Annotated in this window: 20 protein-coding genes and 1 riboswitch; of the genes, 13 read left to right on the forward strand and 7 right to left on the reverse strand. The window is 45.3% G+C overall.

The window, feature by feature from the left end:
* The first annotated feature begins 262 nt into the window (after window positions 1–262).
* The 3 genes from H8S54_RS07735 to H8S54_RS07745 are packed head-to-tail and all read left to right on the forward strand — an operon-like array spanning window position 263 to window position 2,509.
* Window positions 263–523 (forward strand): hypothetical protein, encoded by a 261-nt coding sequence (locus tag H8S54_RS07735; RefSeq protein ID WP_021925934.1) that lies wholly within the window; start codon window positions 263–265, stop codon window positions 521–523.
* 11 nt (window positions 524–534) lie between these two features.
* A complete protein-coding gene (locus H8S54_RS07740) occupies window positions 535–1,524 on the forward strand; it encodes a helix-turn-helix transcriptional regulator (RefSeq protein WP_117854593.1) in 990 nt (329 codons plus the stop codon).
* On the forward strand, window positions 1,514–2,509 hold the full coding sequence (locus tag H8S54_RS07745; protein WP_243000382.1) for a biotin--[acetyl-CoA-carboxylase] ligase: 996 nt from the start codon (window positions 1,514–1,516) through the stop codon (window positions 2,507–2,509). The genes H8S54_RS07740 and H8S54_RS07745 overlap by 11 nt, the downstream gene beginning before the upstream one ends.
* Window positions 2,510–2,528: 19 nt before the next feature.
* On the opposite strand, the gene H8S54_RS07750 is transcribed toward H8S54_RS07745, so the two are convergent.
* From H8S54_RS07750 to H8S54_RS18920, 3 genes are read right to left on the reverse strand one after another with little or no spacing between them, the layout of a single operon-like run.
* Window positions 2,529–3,140, reverse strand: coding sequence for a hypothetical protein (locus tag H8S54_RS07750; RefSeq protein WP_021925938.1), 612 nt, complete (start codon window positions 3,138–3,140; stop codon window positions 2,529–2,531).
* A gap of 1 nt (window position 3,141) precedes the next feature.
* On the reverse strand, window positions 3,142–3,639 hold the full coding sequence (locus tag H8S54_RS07755; protein ID WP_021925939.1) for an anti-sigma factor: 498 nt from the start codon (window positions 3,637–3,639) through the stop codon (window positions 3,142–3,144).
* Complete coding sequence (locus tag H8S54_RS18920) at window positions 3,640–4,230, reverse strand: RNA polymerase sigma factor (RefSeq protein ID WP_317259459.1); 591 nt, start codon at window positions 4,228–4,230, stop codon at window positions 3,640–3,642.
* Between the two features lie 94 nt (window positions 4,231–4,324).
* Here H8S54_RS18920 and H8S54_RS07765 point away from each other — a divergent pair, with 94 nt between their 5' ends.
* Together H8S54_RS07765 and H8S54_RS07770 are read left to right on the forward strand one after the other, a co-directional pair.
* On the forward strand, window positions 4,325–5,476 hold the full coding sequence (locus H8S54_RS07765) for an alanyl-tRNA editing protein (protein WP_186901218.1): 1,152 nt from the start codon (window positions 4,325–4,327) through the stop codon (window positions 5,474–5,476).
* A 24-nt stretch (window positions 5,477–5,500) separates the two neighbouring features.
* A complete protein-coding gene (locus H8S54_RS07770; protein ID WP_021925941.1) occupies window positions 5,501–6,376 on the forward strand; it encodes an amidohydrolase family protein in 876 nt (291 codons plus the stop codon).
* Here the strand turns inward: H8S54_RS07770 and H8S54_RS07775 are convergent.
* Window positions 6,357–7,502 (reverse strand): hypothetical protein, encoded by a 1,146-nt coding sequence (locus H8S54_RS07775; RefSeq protein WP_186901219.1) that lies wholly within the window; start codon window positions 7,500–7,502, stop codon window positions 6,357–6,359. The genes H8S54_RS07770 and H8S54_RS07775 overlap by 20 nt on opposite strands.
* Entirely contained in the window at window positions 7,502–7,723 is a 222-nt protein-coding gene (locus H8S54_RS07780; protein ID WP_021925943.1) for a hypothetical protein, read from the reverse strand. Before H8S54_RS07780 ends, H8S54_RS07775 begins: the two co-directional genes overlap by 1 nt.
* A 188-nt stretch (window positions 7,724–7,911) precedes the next feature.
* A riboswitch (THF riboswitch) is annotated at window positions 7,912–8,012 on the forward strand.
* An 86-nt stretch (window positions 8,013–8,098) separates the two neighbouring features.
* Here H8S54_RS07780 and H8S54_RS07785 point away from each other — a divergent pair.
* Window positions 8,099–8,659 carry a folate family ECF transporter S component gene (locus tag H8S54_RS07785; RefSeq protein WP_021925944.1) on the forward strand — a complete coding sequence of 187 codons (561 nt, stop codon included), beginning with the start codon at window positions 8,099–8,101 and terminating at the stop codon, window positions 8,657–8,659.
* Between the two features lie 193 nt (window positions 8,660–8,852).
* Here the strand turns inward: H8S54_RS07785 and H8S54_RS07790 are convergent, their stop codons facing one another.
* Together H8S54_RS07790 and H8S54_RS07795 are read right to left on the reverse strand one after the other, a co-directional pair.
* A complete protein-coding gene (locus H8S54_RS07790; RefSeq protein ID WP_117854588.1) occupies window positions 8,853–9,614 on the reverse strand; it encodes a GNAT family N-acetyltransferase in 762 nt (253 codons plus the stop codon).
* 35 nt (window positions 9,615–9,649) lie between these two features.
* Window positions 9,650–10,270, reverse strand: a complete 621-nt coding sequence (locus tag H8S54_RS07795; protein ID WP_117854585.1) for an SGNH/GDSL hydrolase family protein — start codon at window positions 10,268–10,270, stop codon at window positions 9,650–9,652.
* A gap of 269 nt (window positions 10,271–10,539) precedes the next feature.
* Here H8S54_RS07795 and H8S54_RS07800 point away from each other — a divergent pair, with 269 nt between their 5' ends.
* The 7 genes from H8S54_RS07800 (at window position 10,540) to H8S54_RS07830 (ending at window position 16,826) form a co-directional block, all read left to right on the forward strand.
* Entirely contained in the window at window positions 10,540–11,049 is a 510-nt protein-coding gene (locus H8S54_RS07800) for a prepilin peptidase (RefSeq protein WP_021925947.1), read from the forward strand.
* Window positions 11,046–12,059, forward strand: coding sequence for a P-loop NTPase family protein (locus H8S54_RS07805; protein ID WP_021925948.1), 1,014 nt, complete (start codon window positions 11,046–11,048; stop codon window positions 12,057–12,059). The genes H8S54_RS07800 and H8S54_RS07805 overlap by 4 nt, the downstream gene beginning before the upstream one ends.
* Window positions 12,056–13,249 carry a CpaF family protein gene (locus H8S54_RS07810; RefSeq protein WP_021925949.1) on the forward strand — a complete coding sequence of 398 codons (1,194 nt, stop codon included), beginning with the start codon at window positions 12,056–12,058 and terminating at the stop codon, window positions 13,247–13,249. Before H8S54_RS07805 ends, H8S54_RS07810 begins: the two co-directional genes overlap by 4 nt.
* Window positions 13,246–13,998, forward strand: coding sequence for a type II secretion system F family protein (locus H8S54_RS07815; protein WP_021925950.1), 753 nt, complete (start codon window positions 13,246–13,248; stop codon window positions 13,996–13,998). Before H8S54_RS07810 ends, H8S54_RS07815 begins: the two co-directional genes overlap by 4 nt.
* A 75-nt stretch (window positions 13,999–14,073) precedes the next feature.
* Complete coding sequence (locus tag H8S54_RS07820) at window positions 14,074–15,018, forward strand: type II secretion system F family protein (protein WP_330600138.1); 945 nt, start codon at window positions 14,074–14,076, stop codon at window positions 15,016–15,018.
* A gap of 80 nt (window positions 15,019–15,098) precedes the next feature.
* Window positions 15,099–15,278 carry a Flp1 family type IVb pilin gene (locus H8S54_RS07825; RefSeq protein WP_021925952.1) on the forward strand — a complete coding sequence of 60 codons (180 nt, stop codon included), beginning with the start codon at window positions 15,099–15,101 and terminating at the stop codon, window positions 15,276–15,278.
* Window positions 15,279–15,413: 135 nt separating this feature from the next.
* A complete protein-coding gene (locus tag H8S54_RS07830; protein WP_243176707.1) occupies window positions 15,414–16,826 on the forward strand; it encodes a DUF5702 domain-containing protein in 1,413 nt (470 codons plus the stop codon).
* The last annotated feature ends 22 nt before the right edge of the window (window positions 16,827–16,848 follow it).

A 16,848-nucleotide genomic window follows, 5' to 3' on the forward strand; every position in this document is an offset into this window, starting at 1 on the left:
TTAGGATTCGGATATTTTAATATGCGGGATATCACCGTTTGCTGTTTTAAGGTATAGAGCAGTATGCGGTGATATTTTTTTGCAGAATTTCCTCCATGTTTACAAAAAAAACGAACAGATATTCGAATAAAATGATTTCGTGCCGTTTTATAGGACTAATATTGTGGTAGACTAAGTACATAAAAGAAAACATGTTCGGAAAATATGTTCGATACATGTTGCTTGCGGACAGACACTGCATGAATCAGAGGAGGAAGAGATTATGTGGAATTTAGGGAGAAGAACCAGTCACAGGAAGGCGGCACTTGCAGAAGGCTATATGGATGTTGTGCAGGAGAAGGACAGTACGAAGAAGTTCTCAGGAAGCACAGCGATGGTGCTCGGCATCTTTATTACTCTGGAGATCATGATAGGAGGTGCCATGATATTTAATTATGATTTTCATGGGGCAGATATTATTGCTCTGCTCTTTGCTTTTATGGTATTATATTCTGGAGTCGTAGCAGTATTGACGGATAAATAGGAGTAAGGATCATGCCGAAATCTTTCCAGCAGAAACTGAAAATTTTATATCTCATGCGGGTGTTTGCGGAGAAGACAGACGAAGCCCATCCCATGAGTGTGAAGGACCTGATTGCTTATCTGGAGAATTTCGGAATTCATGCAGAACGCAAGACCATATACGATGATATTGAGACTCTGCGCGTGTTCGGTATGGATATTATGAATCGCAGGGAAAGACCGTCGGGGTTTTATCTTGCCAGCCGTGAGTTTGAGGTTGCAGAGCTGAAACTGCTTGTTGATGCAGTCCAGTCCTCCAGATTTCTTACCACAGGCAAATCCCGTCAGCTTATCCAGAAGCTTGAGAGTCTTACCAGTATTTACCAGGCCAAGGATCTGCAGCGGCAGGTGATCGTACAGAACCGTGTGAAGAATACAAATGAGAATATCTACTACAACATAGATGAGATCCACAGAGCCATCTCTCAGAACAGGCAGATCAGCTTCCAGTATACAGAATGGACCGTATCCAAGGAGCGTCAGCTGAAGAAGGGCGGAGCGCGCTATCAGATCAGTCCGTGGCAGATGATCTGGCAGGACGAGAATTACTACCTCATTGGAATTGATGAGAAGAGCGGAATCGTCAAGCATTATCGTGTTGACAAAATGCTGAAGATCGTCATGGAGAAGGACAGCAGGAATGGGGAGGAGCTTTTCGAGAGGTTTGACAGCGCCAGATTTGCTGCCGGTACTTTCGGGATGTTTGGCGGCCGGGAAGAGAATATCAGCCTGGAATTTGAGAATCATCTTGTTGGAGTCATGATCGACAGATTTGGCCAGGACATTATGGTTATGGCCAAGGACAACGAGTACTCCGTTACCAGAGTGCAGGTAAATGTGAGCACCCAGTTTTATGGATGGCTTGCAGCACTTGGCAGCAGCGTCAGATTACTTTCACCGGAGAATGTGCGTAAAGAATACCGGGACTTTCTGAAGAAAGCCCTGGAGAATTATGAAGGATAAAAGCATGACGGTGAAATCCAGACTTTTGGAATTATTAGAGCAGCACAAAGGTGAGACATTGTCCGGAGAGGATATTGGACGAGAGCTTTCCTGTACGAGAGCAGCTGTGTGGAAGGCTGTGAAGAGCCTGCGTCAGGAGGGATACCCCATAGAGGCAGGACCGAATAAAGGCTATGTTCTTGCCAAGGAGAGCAATCTGATCTCAGCGGAGGGTATTCGTCTTTTTCTTGATCAGCCTAAGGTAGAGATTAAAATATTTGATGAGATCAGTTCTACGAATCTGGAAGCCAGACAGGCTGCAGTAAGCGGATTGGCAGGACATGGTTCCTTTGTGGTAGCTATGGAGCAGACTGCTGGAAGAGGACGCAGAGGCAGAGGTTTTTACTCACCGAAGGGAAGCGGGATTTATCTCAGTGTGATTCTGGAACCAGATGAGACCCTGGAGGGAAGCCTTCTGATCACCACTGCGGCAGCGACAGCCGTATACAAGGCTGTGAAGGAAGTGTGCGGCATTGAACTTGGAATTAAGTGGGTGAATGACCTTTATAAGGATGATCGCAAGGTTTGCGGAATCCTCACAGAGGCCGTGACAGATTTTGAGAGCGGCAGCATTGAGTTTGCTATTGTGGGAATTGGACTGAATCTTTATGTAAACCAGGAAACCCTTTCCGAAGAGCTCCGGGGAGTGGCAGGAGGTATTTATCCGGATCAGCAGGCCGCCCGAAGTGCAGACCGCAACCGCCTGGTGGCGCAGATTGTGAACCACCTTCTCAGTGAAACTAAGGATCTGAAGCTGTCTCAGGAATACGCAGCACATAATATTGTTCCGGGACACGATATTACAATTATAGATAACAAGAACAGGAGAAGTGCCAGAGCGCTGTCTATCTGTGAGGATGGCAGGCTTCTTGTAGAAGAAGCAGACGGCACCAGAAATAAGCTTTCTTTTGGAGAAATTTCCATAAAATTACCGCCGATGAACTAGAAATCATCGGCGGTAAACTTTACTCTTTGTCTGCATCTTCTGTATTTTCTATATGTGGAAGAACTGGCTTTTCGGAAATATTCTCAGTAGGGACATTGGCGGTATCCTCTGGCTGCTTCTGGAAAGATCTTACTTTTCCGGTAAGAATCTGATAGCCGGCGAGTATGATCAGAAGTCCGATGACAATAGATGGAATCTGATACATAATACTTTGTACAAGGCCTCCAAGGAAGTCTGGAAGAATCCAGTAAAGCAGATCGCTGACACCGTTCCAGACGATCGCGGCTCCGAAGACAATCAGAAGAACAGAGGCTGCTTTCAGCTGTCTTGAAGAAGTATTATGGAAGCCGGAGAAGATCTGATCCAGATGGAAGATATAGCTGTCTTCGATGGCGTAGAATTCTTCTTCCGGAAGTTCTTTCAGATTATGTACATGGAAGTAGCTGTAAAACCAGATTACAGGAAGAAAGATAACCAGAAATTCTGCACTGAATCCTCCTGCAATTGCAACGATTGCCCAGAAAAGCGTCATAATGCTGATTCCCTGTTTGAAGAAGCCCAGGTACATTTCTCCGGCACCTGGAATCAGGGAGCAGATAAAAAGTAAGAATCCGCGTTTTTGTTTTGGCATGTTAGTTACCTCCGTTTGTGATTGTATTAGAAAGATTATTAATATACTCAGCAAGCTTTTGCGAACCGCTGCATAGTCCGTCTGTGAGACTGTTGGAGAAGCTGCGCAGAGAACTTCGGGCTTCCTGTCTGGCGGCAGTGGCTTCGGTTGCCGATTTGGGTACCTGGGGCGTGAAGAAATTTGCCTGTCCCAGGCTAAGAAGCATAACCAGTGCCAGTGCTACCCCTACTACAGTTCGAAGTCCTTCATAGAAAATCCGCATTTTATGGGTGGTGTCTACAGCGGCCTTCCTGGCACGGGTATCAGGGGCTGTGGCACGTTTCATGATCGTTTCTTTCATATAAGCGGGAGCGACTGTCTGAGTGTCCTGTTCAGAATGTTCGATCAACTGCTCAAGGCAGTAATCGCATTGATCCAGATGCTCCAGAAATGAGATCATTTCGTCTGTATTCATAACATCGTTTTGAAATTTTTCAAGGTCATTATTATTGATATGCATCTAATCGCTCCTTTCTGCTAACAATTTTTTTAACATACTTTTGGCACGGTAAAGCTGTGTCTGAACTGTCTTCGGATTCTTTCCTTCCTTTTGCGAAATTTCTGCTACGGACATTTGTTTGCAGAAATGCGAGATCGCAATTTCACGGTAAGGGCTTTTCAGACTATCACACATTCTGAATACCTGTTGTTCCGAATCAGACAGCAGACATTCTTCTTCCGGTGATGCCTGGGGTGCTGAATCCGGAAGCTGTGAGAAGTAAATGTCTTCCGTTGGAACCTGCCGCCGTCCGGCAGCTTTCAGGAAATCCAGACATTTATGTACTGCAATTTTGCTGAGCCATGCTTTTTCATACTGACCATCGAAATGAATCAGATTTTTGTAGGCGGACAGGAATACCTCCTGACTGAGGTCTTCTGCATCAAAGGGGTTGCCTACTGATTTCAGACAAATGGAATAAATTAAATTCTGATATTGCTCAATCAGATATTCCAGATATTGTTCCTGTAAAATGCTATCAGCCCCCTTCCTGTCCGTTCTCTTATTATAACGCGCCAGAAAAGAAAAGTACTTCAGCTTTTCAGAAAAAATTTATAAAAATTTCAGAATTGCGAGGAATGGTGAAATAGACTATAATCGTCACAGACAATAAGTCTGTTTAGAAATACAGAAAGAAGGACCCGCCATGTACGAGACAAAGAAAATATATTATGAAGATGTATACAAAAAAGAATTTACAGCTAAAGTACTGGAATGCCGCCAGGGCAAGAAAGGATATGAGGTAATTCTGGATCAGACAGCCTTTTATCCGGAAGGCGGCGGACAGCCAGGCGATACAGGTTCCTTAGGAGAGGCAGCAGTCACAGACGTTCACGAGAAGAACGGAGAGCTGATCCACTACACAGACCGTGCTCTGGAACCAGGAACGGAAGTTCAGGGCCAGATTAACTGGGCCAGAAGATTTGACCTTATGCAGCAGCATTCCGGTGAGCACATTGTAAGCGGCCTGGTACACGAAGCTTTTGGATATGATAATGTGGGCTTCCATATGGGAAACGATGTGATTACCATTGATTTCAGCGGAATGCTGGACGAAGCACAGATGGCAGAGATTGAAGCCAAAGCCAACCAGATCATCTGGGAGAACCAGGAAGTAGAAATTTTCTACCCATCAGAGGAAGAGCTTAAGGAACTGGAATACAGAAGCAAGAAAGAGCTTTCCGGCTGGGTGCGTATTGTCAGATTTCCGGGAGCAGATACCTGCGCCTGCTGTGGAACCCATGTAACTCGTACCGGTGAGATTGGAATGGTGAAGCTCCTTTCTGTGGTCAAGTTCCGCGAGGGTGTGCGTATGGAAATGATATCCGGCAGAAGGGTGCTTGACTATCTGAACATGGTAAACGAACAGAACCGTCAGATTTCCGTGAAGCTTTCTGCCAAGATGGATAAGACTGCGCAGGCAGTTGCAAGACTTCAGGATGAGAATTTTGCCCTGAAGGGAAGAGTGCACAGTCTGGAAGAGAATTTTATTGTGAATGAAGCTGCTAAATGGAATGACTGCGAGAATCCGCTGCTGTTTGAGAACGGAATGGAAGCTGGAAGCGTCCAGAAGCTTGCGGATGCTGTTCTGCAGGTTTGCAAGGGCCGCTGTGCAGTATTTTCCAGAAATGCAGATGGCAGCTACAAGTATGCCATGGGTGAGAAAGATGGAGACCTTCGCCAGTTTACCAAAGATATGAACGCTGCACTGAATGGCCGCGGAGGCGGCAAGCCATTTTTCGTTCAGGGTTCTGTCCAGGCATCGGAGAAAGAAATCCGTGCTTTTTTCGAAGAATGATAAGTGACAAAAAAGGGGAATACAATGTTTGGAGAATGTCATGCTCATATTATTATGGATGGAATAAACTACAAGGAAGCAATCTCACTCCACAAAGAAGCGGTAAACGAGGAAGCAATCCGAAGAAATTTTAAGGCTTATCAGGAACAGGGAATCACCTTTGTGCGGGACGGCGGAGACGCCGTTGGTGTTTCCAGAAGAGCCAAAATGCTGGCGGAAGAATACGGAATCGATTACCGCACCCCTGTTTTTGCCATCCACAAAAACGGGCACTATGGTTCCATTGTAGGAAAAGGCTTTGATAATATGAAAGAATATGCAGCTCTGGTCCGGGAAGCGAAAGAACAGGGGGCTGATTTTATTAAAATCATGACCACCGGACTTCTGGATTTTCACAACCATGGAAAGGTGACTGGAACGCCTCTTTCCAGGGAAGAAGTGCATGAGATGGTACACATTGCGCATGGGGAAGGCATGGCAGTAATGAGTCATACCAATGGAGTTTATGGAGTACAGGCTGCTGTAGAGGCAGGTGTGGATTCTGTGGAGCATGGCAATTATATTGACGAAGAAACTATACGAATGCTTGCAGACAGTAATACAGTATGGGTACCAACCCTTGTAACTATACGCAATCTTCGAAACTGCGGACGATATGAAGATCAGGTCCTGCAGCCCATTGTGAGTCTTGCGGAAGAGAATCTGCAGCTGGCATATCAATATAAAGTAAAAACAGCACTTGGAAGTGATGCCGGCGCTTATATGGTGCCTCATGGAACCGGACTTCTTGAAGAATACCGTGCGTTTTGCGAAATTCTGGGAGAGACGGAACAAATGAAAGACTGGCTGCGAGACGGAGAAAAAAGAATTCAGGACACCTTTAAGCGTCCTGAATCTTGATGGATGTGTAGATATTGGATTGTTTTGATTTCGTTGGATCAAAGGTAATGAGGATGTTGGCGCCGGCAGCAAGACCGCTGGTAGATGTGTCCGATGCTCCTTCTGTAAAGCAGGTGATCGTTGCACCGTCCCCGGTCTGAATGGTTACGGTATTGGAGGTATGCCCTATAATGGTACCGTTGACTGTATAGGTAAGACCTCGGCTTCTGAAAGAATCCGGATCATCTCCTGTGACAGCAGTGACGGTGACGCCATTCAGGGTATTTTCCTGATATTGTCCCTGGTACGTGATGGACACGTAGGAGCCAGGTGCAGTACCTCCTTTGAAGTAAGAGGGGATCTGCGACAAATCTATATTTAGGGAACTGTCAGAACCAGGAGGAGATACAGTCAGGATATTGGAAGAAATATTCTGGACAGTTGCATGAAGCTGCTGCTCCTGGGGAACATCTGTGGAAGCCTCCTGAGTTGGCTCCAGGGTTGGTGTAGGATCCGGCAAAGTCAGAGGGTCAATGTCGGAGACACTTAATACCTTCAGATGGCTGGCATTCAGGGACGCATCCCCATCAGACCCGGATGAAAATTCTCCTTTAAAATTGATATAGACCCACGCACCTTGCCGAATACCGCCCTGATAATACTGTTCAGTTCCGGTTATTGGATAGGTGGCTGTCTTTCCTTGTTCATCTTTTATGGTGATGGTATTCGGTGTCAGTCCCTGTACTTCTCCATAAGCCTTGCGTACTTCCAGCTGATTTTTCTTGTGGAAGTCATCGACGACCTTTAGGGCTTTCACTGTGCTGGTATCTTCGCTGGAAAGCTGTCCCTCATAGATCACGCTGATCTCATCTCCGGTGATCATGCCGTCTTCACACTCAAGCGTGGCCTCAGATAAATCAAAGATATAGGTCTGTTCCTGGCTGCTCATAGTCAGGGCAGCACCGGTAAAGTCCTGAAGGATGCCTTTGACTTCATCCATATAGACACGCTGTCCTGGGGCTTCTGAAGTTTCCTGGACCGTATTTTGTGAAGTGTCTACATAGTCGGTAATGGCATCGCGGACTACGCATCCGGATAGTGAGAGCAGTGCACAGGAACAAACAAGTAGCTGGGTAAATTTTTTCATTAGTGTTTCATATCCTCCGAATCCAGAAATGGCACAGGAAGAAAATCAAAAACCTGTCGGCAGGCATCCCATTCTTCGCGGGTGTGCGGCATACGGTAGCCCAGTCCTGTGCATTCTGTAGTGGCATTGGTATTCAGGTAATTATCATAAAAAACATTGTACGGATTATGGCAGGAAGGCTGCTGGCTTTCTTGTAATTGGACAGAATATTTTGTGCTCATATAAAGACTCCTTTTTCTGGAAATTTACTCTTAACAGAGATTACTTTTAGAATATGCCAAAAGCGAAGGAGTATACACAAAATACACTGTCAATTGCGAAACTATAATCCGTCATTCAGTGTGAATATTATAACAAAAACGTATTGAAATTTCCATATTTTGTGCTATAATCGGCTTAAATAAATAATAGCGAAGTAGGAATTTATGCGTCAAGTGTTCACTGGCTGGGGAGTCGCCGTGAAACGAAAAGCAGTAGGCTGCTTACGATATATTTTCCGCACCCGTTGCTACATATGAGAACATCTCATAATGTGGAGGGATTATTATTTATGGTAACTACTCTGTTATTTTAATCATTATGGAGGTGTTTTTATTATGCGTAAAAACAAACAGACATGGAGCGTTAAGACGCTTGTATTTCTGGCACTGCTGGTTGCAATCCAGCTGGTTTTATCCCGTGTGCTGGTAATTGACCTTGGTGTATACCGTATTACACTTGGAACTATCGCAACTGTACTTGCCGGTCTTTGGATGGGGCCTGTTGCAGGCGGTGTAGAAGGCGGCGTGGCAGACATCATCGGATGTTTCATGAAAGGCTATGGCGTGAATCCTCTGATCACTTTATCTGCAATCACCTGGGGCGTAGTTGCCGGAGCAGCAGGCAAGCTGATGGCTGAGAAGAGCCGCAAGGTGAAAACTGTGATCATGTGCGCTGGAATCGTAATTTCCGGTGTGGTAGGAACCCTTGGATTTACCACTGCAGGTCTTGTCATGATCGGTTCTAATTTTTATGCGATCATGCCGGGACGTCTTGTGCAGTTTGCAATTATGACTCCAATTTACTGCGTGCTGACCAGTCTTCTTTATTTCAGCCCGCTGACCAGCATGGTTGTAGGAAATGTAAGATCAGCCAATCTGCAGAAAAAGACAGTATAAGACTGAGTAATTCATTTATAAATACATAACTTAACAGCATTACCCAATAAAAATCAAATATAGTATTTTATAAAAATACGATTCCCCCAAAAAAGACTGTGAAGATGTGCCCTGTTGACGGCACGGTTCACAGTCTTTTACGATTTAAGTATTTGAAAAAAATTGAAACAAAATCACATAATTACTTGATTGTTTAGACACGGTCAGTCTGGGTCTGAACGCGGAACCAGTATGTATAGACAAAATTCAGCCCAAGGGATTCATAAAGGCTGCGCGCAGGAGTGTTTCCCTCTACGACCTGAAGATAGGCACGTGTGGCACCTTTTTTCTTTCCTTCTTTGAGCAGTGCAGTGCAGATCTGGCGTGCATATCCCTTGTGGCGGAAATCCTCCCGTACATGAATGGCGTATAAGCCAATGTAATCACGGTCCAGAATGCCAAGCCCTGTGGCAATGATTTTTCCATTATTCCAGATAGAAGCACAGATAGTATCCTTCACAATTGCATGATACATAGAAGGAACCACTGCCCGGTGAACCGGATTTATGGTTCCCTTTAAATCGAAAAGACTCTCAATCCAGATATCCGGAATGTCATCCGTAAGCGTTACCAGATCATAGGAAGCGGACAAATCCGCATGCTCCAGATCAGCTGCCATAACATTGGTGGTATGCTGAATCTCATAGCCGCGGTTTTCCAGAACATAATCAAAATCCGGGGAAACCAGCGGACTGATCTTGAAAATAGCAGGGCTTCCAAGACGGGCATATTCCTGCTCACAGAAAGATACCTTTTCTCTCCAGGAAAGCGTGGAGGTGCCGAACTGTTCCACACTGTTGGTACGATGCGTATAAAAATAAGAAAAACGAAGAATCCATCCGTCATAAAGTTCCATTTTATGAGAGGGCCATGCATTCAGCGACATATCTTCGATTTCTTTAATTATTTTATCCATTTAAAAAACCTTCTTTGTTTTATTTATGATGGTAATTATACATAATTGTGCTCTGCAATGCAACTGTAAAGACGGTCAGCAAGGAACTGCTGGCCCTGGCGGGTAAGATGAACTCCGTCTGTGGTGATGGCGGAATATCCATATCTGCGCACTTCTTCGTCCAGCTCCTTTTGCAGAGAAAGAAACGGAAGGCGGAACTGTATGGAAAGCGTTCGGATGATCTGGCTCATTTTCTGAAGAAGAGGCTTCCAGTTCTCATAAAAAGCAGGACAGGAAAAAACAAAAGGTTCCATAAGAATGACGCTGCAACTGGATTTTGTCAATATTGTTAAAAGTTCAAGATAATGTTCCTGAAAAGAACCCATCATTTCTTCCTGCTGGGCAGGCGTGCGGTCTGTGTTCATCATCATTCCAATATCATTTATTCCAATCAAAACGGCTGCAAGATTGCCAATAATTGTACTGTCTGTTTTTACCCGCTGAAGCAGTCTCTGCACAGTAAATCCATCTGTTCCGCAGTTGCGCATCTGGATCTCATAGCCCTCCCGGTGAAAACGTCCTGCCAGCATCTTTACATATCCATCTCCAAGAAAATCGGGGGAAAAGCAATGACCGCAGTCTGTAATACTATCCCCAAAACATGTCATTATTGTCATAATAATACCTCCCGAAACCAGTATACTCCTTTTAAAAATGAATTTATAGTTTTTTTATAAAATTTTGGAAAAAAGGACTGGACAAATACAAAACCAGCCCCTATAATAAGACTCACCAGAAGTCATCTGGTATCGAAAGTCGTCTGATCAGACCGACTATTCCCTATTCTACTGAAGATGAAAGATTACAATTACGAACCGGAAATACCAAAGAGGACCCTTCTGTAGTTGAGAAGAAAACTGACAGGAAAGAAGGGAGAAATCCATCTATGCTTTTTTATATGATTTTTCCTGCCATTGCCGCAGGAGGTGCGGTGGTGATGGATATCCAGCGGGCGAAAGTAGATAATGCGTGGCTTTTGTTCTGTCTGGTTATCAGCCTGACCGTGCAGCTTATGGAGAGAGGAACGGGCGGGTTCATAGCCTGGAGCTTCGGAGCATGCACCCCCTTTCTGGTACTTGGCTGGCTGTTTCTATTCAGAATGCTGGGCGCTGGCGACATCAAGCTTTTCTGTGTTATGGGAAGCGTACTGGGACCGGGGACAATTCTTAGATGCATTGCGTATTCCTTTCTGATCGGCGCTGTAATTTCAGCGGCTCTTATGATCTCTGGCGGCATCCTTTGCCAGAGAATCCAATATTTATTCTGCTATGTCAGCGATTTTTTCAAAACAGGAAAAAGAAAACCCTATGGTAAAAGCGGCATGCCGCTGGAGAATTTTCACTTTACAGTTCCCATATTTCTAAGTGCATTGCTTTATGCAGGAGGTGTCTATTGAAAAAGAACATTTTTGCAGTCTGTGACCTTGAAGTAGACTATGCCCTGAACTTTATGGATTATCTCAATCAGAAGAAAAACATACCATTTGAGATTCAGGCATTTACCACAGTGGAGAGTCTGATCGCCTACGGGAAAAACATTCATATTGAGTTGCTGCTGATTTCCCAGAAGGCAATGTGCCGTCAGGTGCAGGAGTTGGAAATTGGTAAGATTGTTATACTTTCGGAGGGAGTGCACCCGCCAGAACTGGACCGATATCCAAGTGTATACAAGTATCAGGCATCATCAGATGTGGTAAGGGAAGTAATGGCATGCTACGGAGCAGAGAAAGCAGTGACGCCAGTTGCTTTTCCGGTATTGAAGAAGACTACGGTGATATATGGGATCTATTCCCCGGTGGGGCGCTGTCTCAAGACTTCATTTGCGCTGACACTGGGACAGATCCTGGCGAAGGAGAAGGCGGTTTTGTACCTGAACCTTGAAGAATACGCAGGCTTTGAGGAGCTGATGGGAAAAGGCTTTTCCCAGAACCTGAGCGATCTTCTTTATTTCGTGCGGCAGGAGAACGGCAATCTGATCTATAAAATGAACGGAATGATACAGACAGTGAATAATCTGGATTACATACCGCCTGTGCGCACGCCGGAGGACATACGGGGAACGGAGTGGGAAGACTGGGAAAATCTGATAAAGGAAATTGTCAGCCACAGCAGCTATGAGGTGGTGATTCTGGATATAGGCGGAGCCATTGACGGTATTTTTCAAATGCTGGATATGTGTAAAAGAATTTATATGCCGGTTCTGACTGATCCGGTATCCGTATCCAAGATTTCCCAGTTTGAGAACCTGGTGAGAATCTGGGATTATCCTCAGATTCTCGCCAGAACTACAAAGATGCATCTGCCCTTTCACGGGGGTAATGCAGCTCCGGAGAATTATATTGAGGGACTTCTGTGGAGTGAACTTGGAGATTATGTCAGGGAGATTCTGAGAAAGGAAAGAGAATGAGTCAGGAAACATTTCGAAAACTGAGACAGATGCTGATGGAAAAACTGGATGTTTGCCAGGAACTTACCGATCAGGAAATCCTGGAGACCATTGACGAACTGATTCTGGACAGTCTGCGGGAATCGGGCGTAAGCCTGAAGGAGAAGGTTCAGCTTCGCCAGGAACTTTTCTATTCTGTGCGGAAGCTAGATGTACTGCAGGAACTGATCGAGGATGAGACTGTGACGGAAATCATGGTTAATGGTCCGGATTCCATTTTTGTGGAGCGAAAAGGCAGGCTTACCAAATGGCCGAAGTCTTTTACGGACCAGGAAAAACTGGAGGATGTGATCCAGCAGATCGTAGGCAAATGCAACCGTATTGTCAATGAATCCAGTCCCATTGTGGATGCAAGGCTGGAGACCGGAGCGCGTGTCAATGTGGTTATTTATCCGGTAGCATTAAACGGTCCTATACTCACCATACGTCGTTTTCCAGACAAGCCCATCACCATGGAGAAGCTGATCGAGTTGGGAAGCGTGACACCTGAATGCGCCGAATTTCTGGAGAAGCTGGTAAAGGCCCGTTACTCGATTGTGATTGGCGGCGGTACCGGAAGCGGCAAGACCACCTTCCTCGGTGCACTGTCTGAATATATTCCCAGGGATGAACGGATTATCACCATTGAGGACAATGCAGAACTGAAAATCCAGGGAATTGCAAATCTGGTCCGCCTTGAGGCAAGAGCAGCCACCGTCAACGGTGCACCGGCTGTCAGCATCCGGGATCTGATCCGCTCTGCACTGCGAATGCGTCCGGACCGGATCATTGTTGGAGAGGTCAGAGGCGGAGAAGCTATGGACATGCTGCAGGCGCTAAACACCGGACATGAGGGAAGCCTTGGAACGGCTCATGCAAACAGCAGCAGGGATATGCTGGCAAGACTGGAAATCATGACTTTGATGGCGGAACTGGATCTTCCCTTACAGGCAGTGCGCAGGCAGATTGCATCAGGGGTGGACATTTTGATTCATTTGGGACGTATGCGGGACCGCTCCCGAAAGCTTCTGGAAATCTCGGAGGTGTGCGGCTATGAAGATGGCGAGATCAAGATCCAGCCCTTATATCAGTGGCAGGAAGAAAAAGGTCTTGTAAAGATGGAGCCTTTGATGCACCGGGAAAAACTGGAACGTGCGGGGGTGAAACTATGAACGGTAAAAACACGGATTATGAAAAGTATCAGTATTCGGTAAAGGAAATCATCAGATATGTGTCTGAGTGTGTTATTCTTTGCCTAGTGGTGGATTATCTGTTTTATAAAAATATATGGATGCTGCTTCTGGCAGTTCCTCTTCCAGTCCTTTATCTGAAATGGAAAAAGAAACAGCTGATCCGGGAGAGAAAGCGCCGGTTGAATTACCAGTTCCGGGATGCCTTAAATTCTATGAGCGTGGCAGTGCAGGCAGGCTATTCGGTAGAAAATGCGGTTTCTGCATGTGTTCGGGATCTGGAGCAGTTATATGAGAAAAATGCGGACATTGTGCGCGAATTCCGATACATAGAAAATCAGCAGAAGGTAAGCGTTCCGGTGGAAGACCTGTTCCTGGACCTTGGAAAAAGATGCAGGGTAGAGGACATTGAGAATTTTGCTTCTATTTTGTACACAGCCAAAAGAAGCGGCGGTGATCTTGGAAATGTCATTCAAAAGGTAGCCCGTATGCTGGGAGATAAGATTGATGTGAAAAAAGAAATCGAATCCACTCTGGCAGCAAAAAAATCCGAGCAGATGATCATGAGCCTTATGCCGGCAGGAATTATTCTTTATCTTCAGCTGGCATCTCCGGGATTTCTGGATATGCTTTACGGCAATCCCTTTGGCATTGGCGCCATGTCTGTTTGCCTGGCTGTATATGGAACTGCGTATTGGATGGGCAAGAGAATTGTGGAAATCGAGGTGTAGCGGATGTGGCTCCATATTGTCATTTTTGTTATATTATTTCTCCTTGCGACAGGAAGCAGGCTTGGATGGCTGCATGTGGAACAAATCGGAACACAAAAGGGAAGAAAGCTGTTTTTGGCAGTTGCATTGACTGGAAATATAATGGGACTTGCCATGACCTGTACCAAAGGCGGCGGAGAAATTTATCAGGATGGTTATGAACTGAAAAAGGAGGAAAATTCTTATGAAAAGAAATTCATGGTATCCATGGAAGGAGAAGAAACAGGCAGTATCTACGTTCAAATCCCAGAAAAAGAAATGGAAGAGGAAGATTCCCAGCAGCAGGAAGTGCTGACAGAGGAAGGAAAACTGGAAAAAAAGCTTCTGGATTTTATTGCGAAATACAACAGCCAGAAGTCAGATCCAGATTACTATTACCTGCCGTCCAGCTGGAATGGCAAAAATCTGGAATGGAAAACTCCTTACGATAATACCGGAAATCTTCTTGCAGCTATGACTATGGCGGCAGCTTTTGCTATCATTGTCATGACTGCCAGGGAAGAGCAGAGTGCAAGGGCAAAAAGATATGAGGAACTGATGATGGATTATCCAGGACTGATCATGAAATTTACCCTGCTGGTACAGGCAGGTATGACAGTCAGAAATGCATTCCGCAAAATGACGGTAGATTATAAACGCAAAAATGAAAAAAGAGCAGCGTACGAGGAGCTTGTGACCGCATGCAATGAAATGGAAAGCGGGATTTCCGAAATGGAAGCCTACAGACGCTTTGGAGAACGCTGCGGACACGTAAAGTATAAAACCTTTGCAACGCTTTTGATCCAGAATCTCCAGAAAGGCAGCCGCCAGATGGGAGAAATGCTGGAAAAGGAATCTGTGGAAGCCTGGGATGACAGGAAAAGAAAGGCGAAAGTTCTTGGAGAAGCAGCGACAACAAAGCTTCTGCTCCCCATGGTTCTGATGCTTGGTGTGGTAATGGCAATTATCATGCTTCCGGCCTGTCTGTCCTTTTATGGATAAATCCGATCTGAGGGACTTAAGCACCGGACTTTATCCGAAGCAGTCCCAAAGAAATTTTACAGGCAGAGGGAGGTGAAGGGATGAGAAAGCTTCGGGAATTTGCGAAAGATTTTTTGCAGGAGGAAGATGCTGTAGGTGTGGTTGAGATTATTCTGATTCTTGTAGTTCTTATTGGTCTGGTCATGATCTTTAAAGACCAGCTTACCAGTCTTGTAGAAAATATTCTGTCAAAGATCACCAAACAAAGCAACTCGATTTAAAGCAACCCGCAGTAACAAAATGAAGTAAAAAAGGAGAGGTGCTCCATGGTAAAGAGAGGAAGTATTACAGTTTTTCTGGCACTAACGCTTGGCCTTATTTTGTCTTTACTGAGCTCAGGACTCGAGTCAGTAAGAATGGCAGCGGCAAGAACACAAATATTAAACGGTATGGATGTTGGACTATATTCTTTGTTTGGACAATACAACAAGTACCTTTTAAAGGACTATGACCTGTTTGCTGTTGATGGGGCTTACGGGGGAAAGGAAATGAATCTGGCAGCTGTGTATGATAATCTGGAATCTTATATGGAGCCTGTGATGGATCAGAATAGTCAGAAATTGTCAGTGCAGCAGGGCGGTATATCCGGTTATCTTCTGATGACAGATGCAGATGGTGAGGTCTTTTACCAGCAAGCGGTTCAGTATATGAAAGAAACTCTCGGAAGCCACGGGGCAGCTCTTCTTTTAAACAAGATCCGGAATACGGAAAGAAAAACAACCGAAGCGGAGAAGAAAGGAAATGAACTGGAAGACAAAGGGACAATTGAAAGCTATGAATCTGAAATGAATTCGGCCCAGGAGAAAAGCCAGGCGAAGCTTGACGAAATGACGAATAATGAACAGGGTACAGTGGATTCAAGCGGCTTTTCGGATGGAACTTCGTCCTCTGGTACTGGTGAAAGATATGAGCCTGAGCCGGTTGATAATCCAATTCCTGCAATCCGCCGCATTCGGAAAATGGGGATCCTTGATCTGGTAATATCTCCATGGAAGGCAATTTCAGATAAGAAGGCAGACAAGGAGAAGCTGGTTTCCGGGCGAAACCTGGAAGCTGGATTTGCTATGGAAGACTCAGTCAAAGCAGACTGCTCGATTACGTCCCAGGCGCTGTACCAGCAATACCTGATGGAAAAGCTGGGGAATTTTATAAATCCGGGAAATGGTGACCTGGATTATCAGATCGAATATATAATTGCCGGAAAGGACAATGATGAAGCCAATTTAAAAACAGTTGCGAACAAGCTTTTGCGTGTGAGAGAAGGAATCAATGTGGCAGGCCTTATGGCGGACCCTGTGAAAGTGGCACAGGTGACATCTGTCGCAGCGGCTATAGCAGCCAGTTTTCTTATCCCTCCGGCAGCTGGCGTGATCAAAAGTGCACTGATCTTATGCTGGGCTTTTGCGGAAAGTATATTGGATGTCCGGGAGCTTTTTGACGGAGGAAAAGTCCCTCTTGTAAAAAATGCTGTAAACTGGCAGCTGTCCCTGCAGAATCTTCCTGCATTGTTCGACAGCCTGGACACCATAAGAAGGACGGATGAGACAGGAGTATCGTACGAAGATTACCTGCAGGTTTTTCTGTTTTCCTGTTCCAAGGCAAAGAAAATAGATGGCGGCATGGATATGGTGGAAACTTCTGTTCAGGAAGCGAAGAACTGGAACTGGTTTCAGCTGGATCACTGCATTACAGCAATGGAAGTGTCTGCTGATGTAAAAGCAAATAAGCGGAAAACGTTTACGGTTACGAGAGCATACCACTATATTTAAAAATAAAGAAAAAGGCGCAGAG

The sequence above is a fragment of the Blautia segnis genome, assembly GCF_014287535.1.
GTDB classification, from domain to species: domain Bacteria; phylum Bacillota; class Clostridia; order Lachnospirales; family Lachnospiraceae; genus Blautia_A; species Blautia_A acetigignens.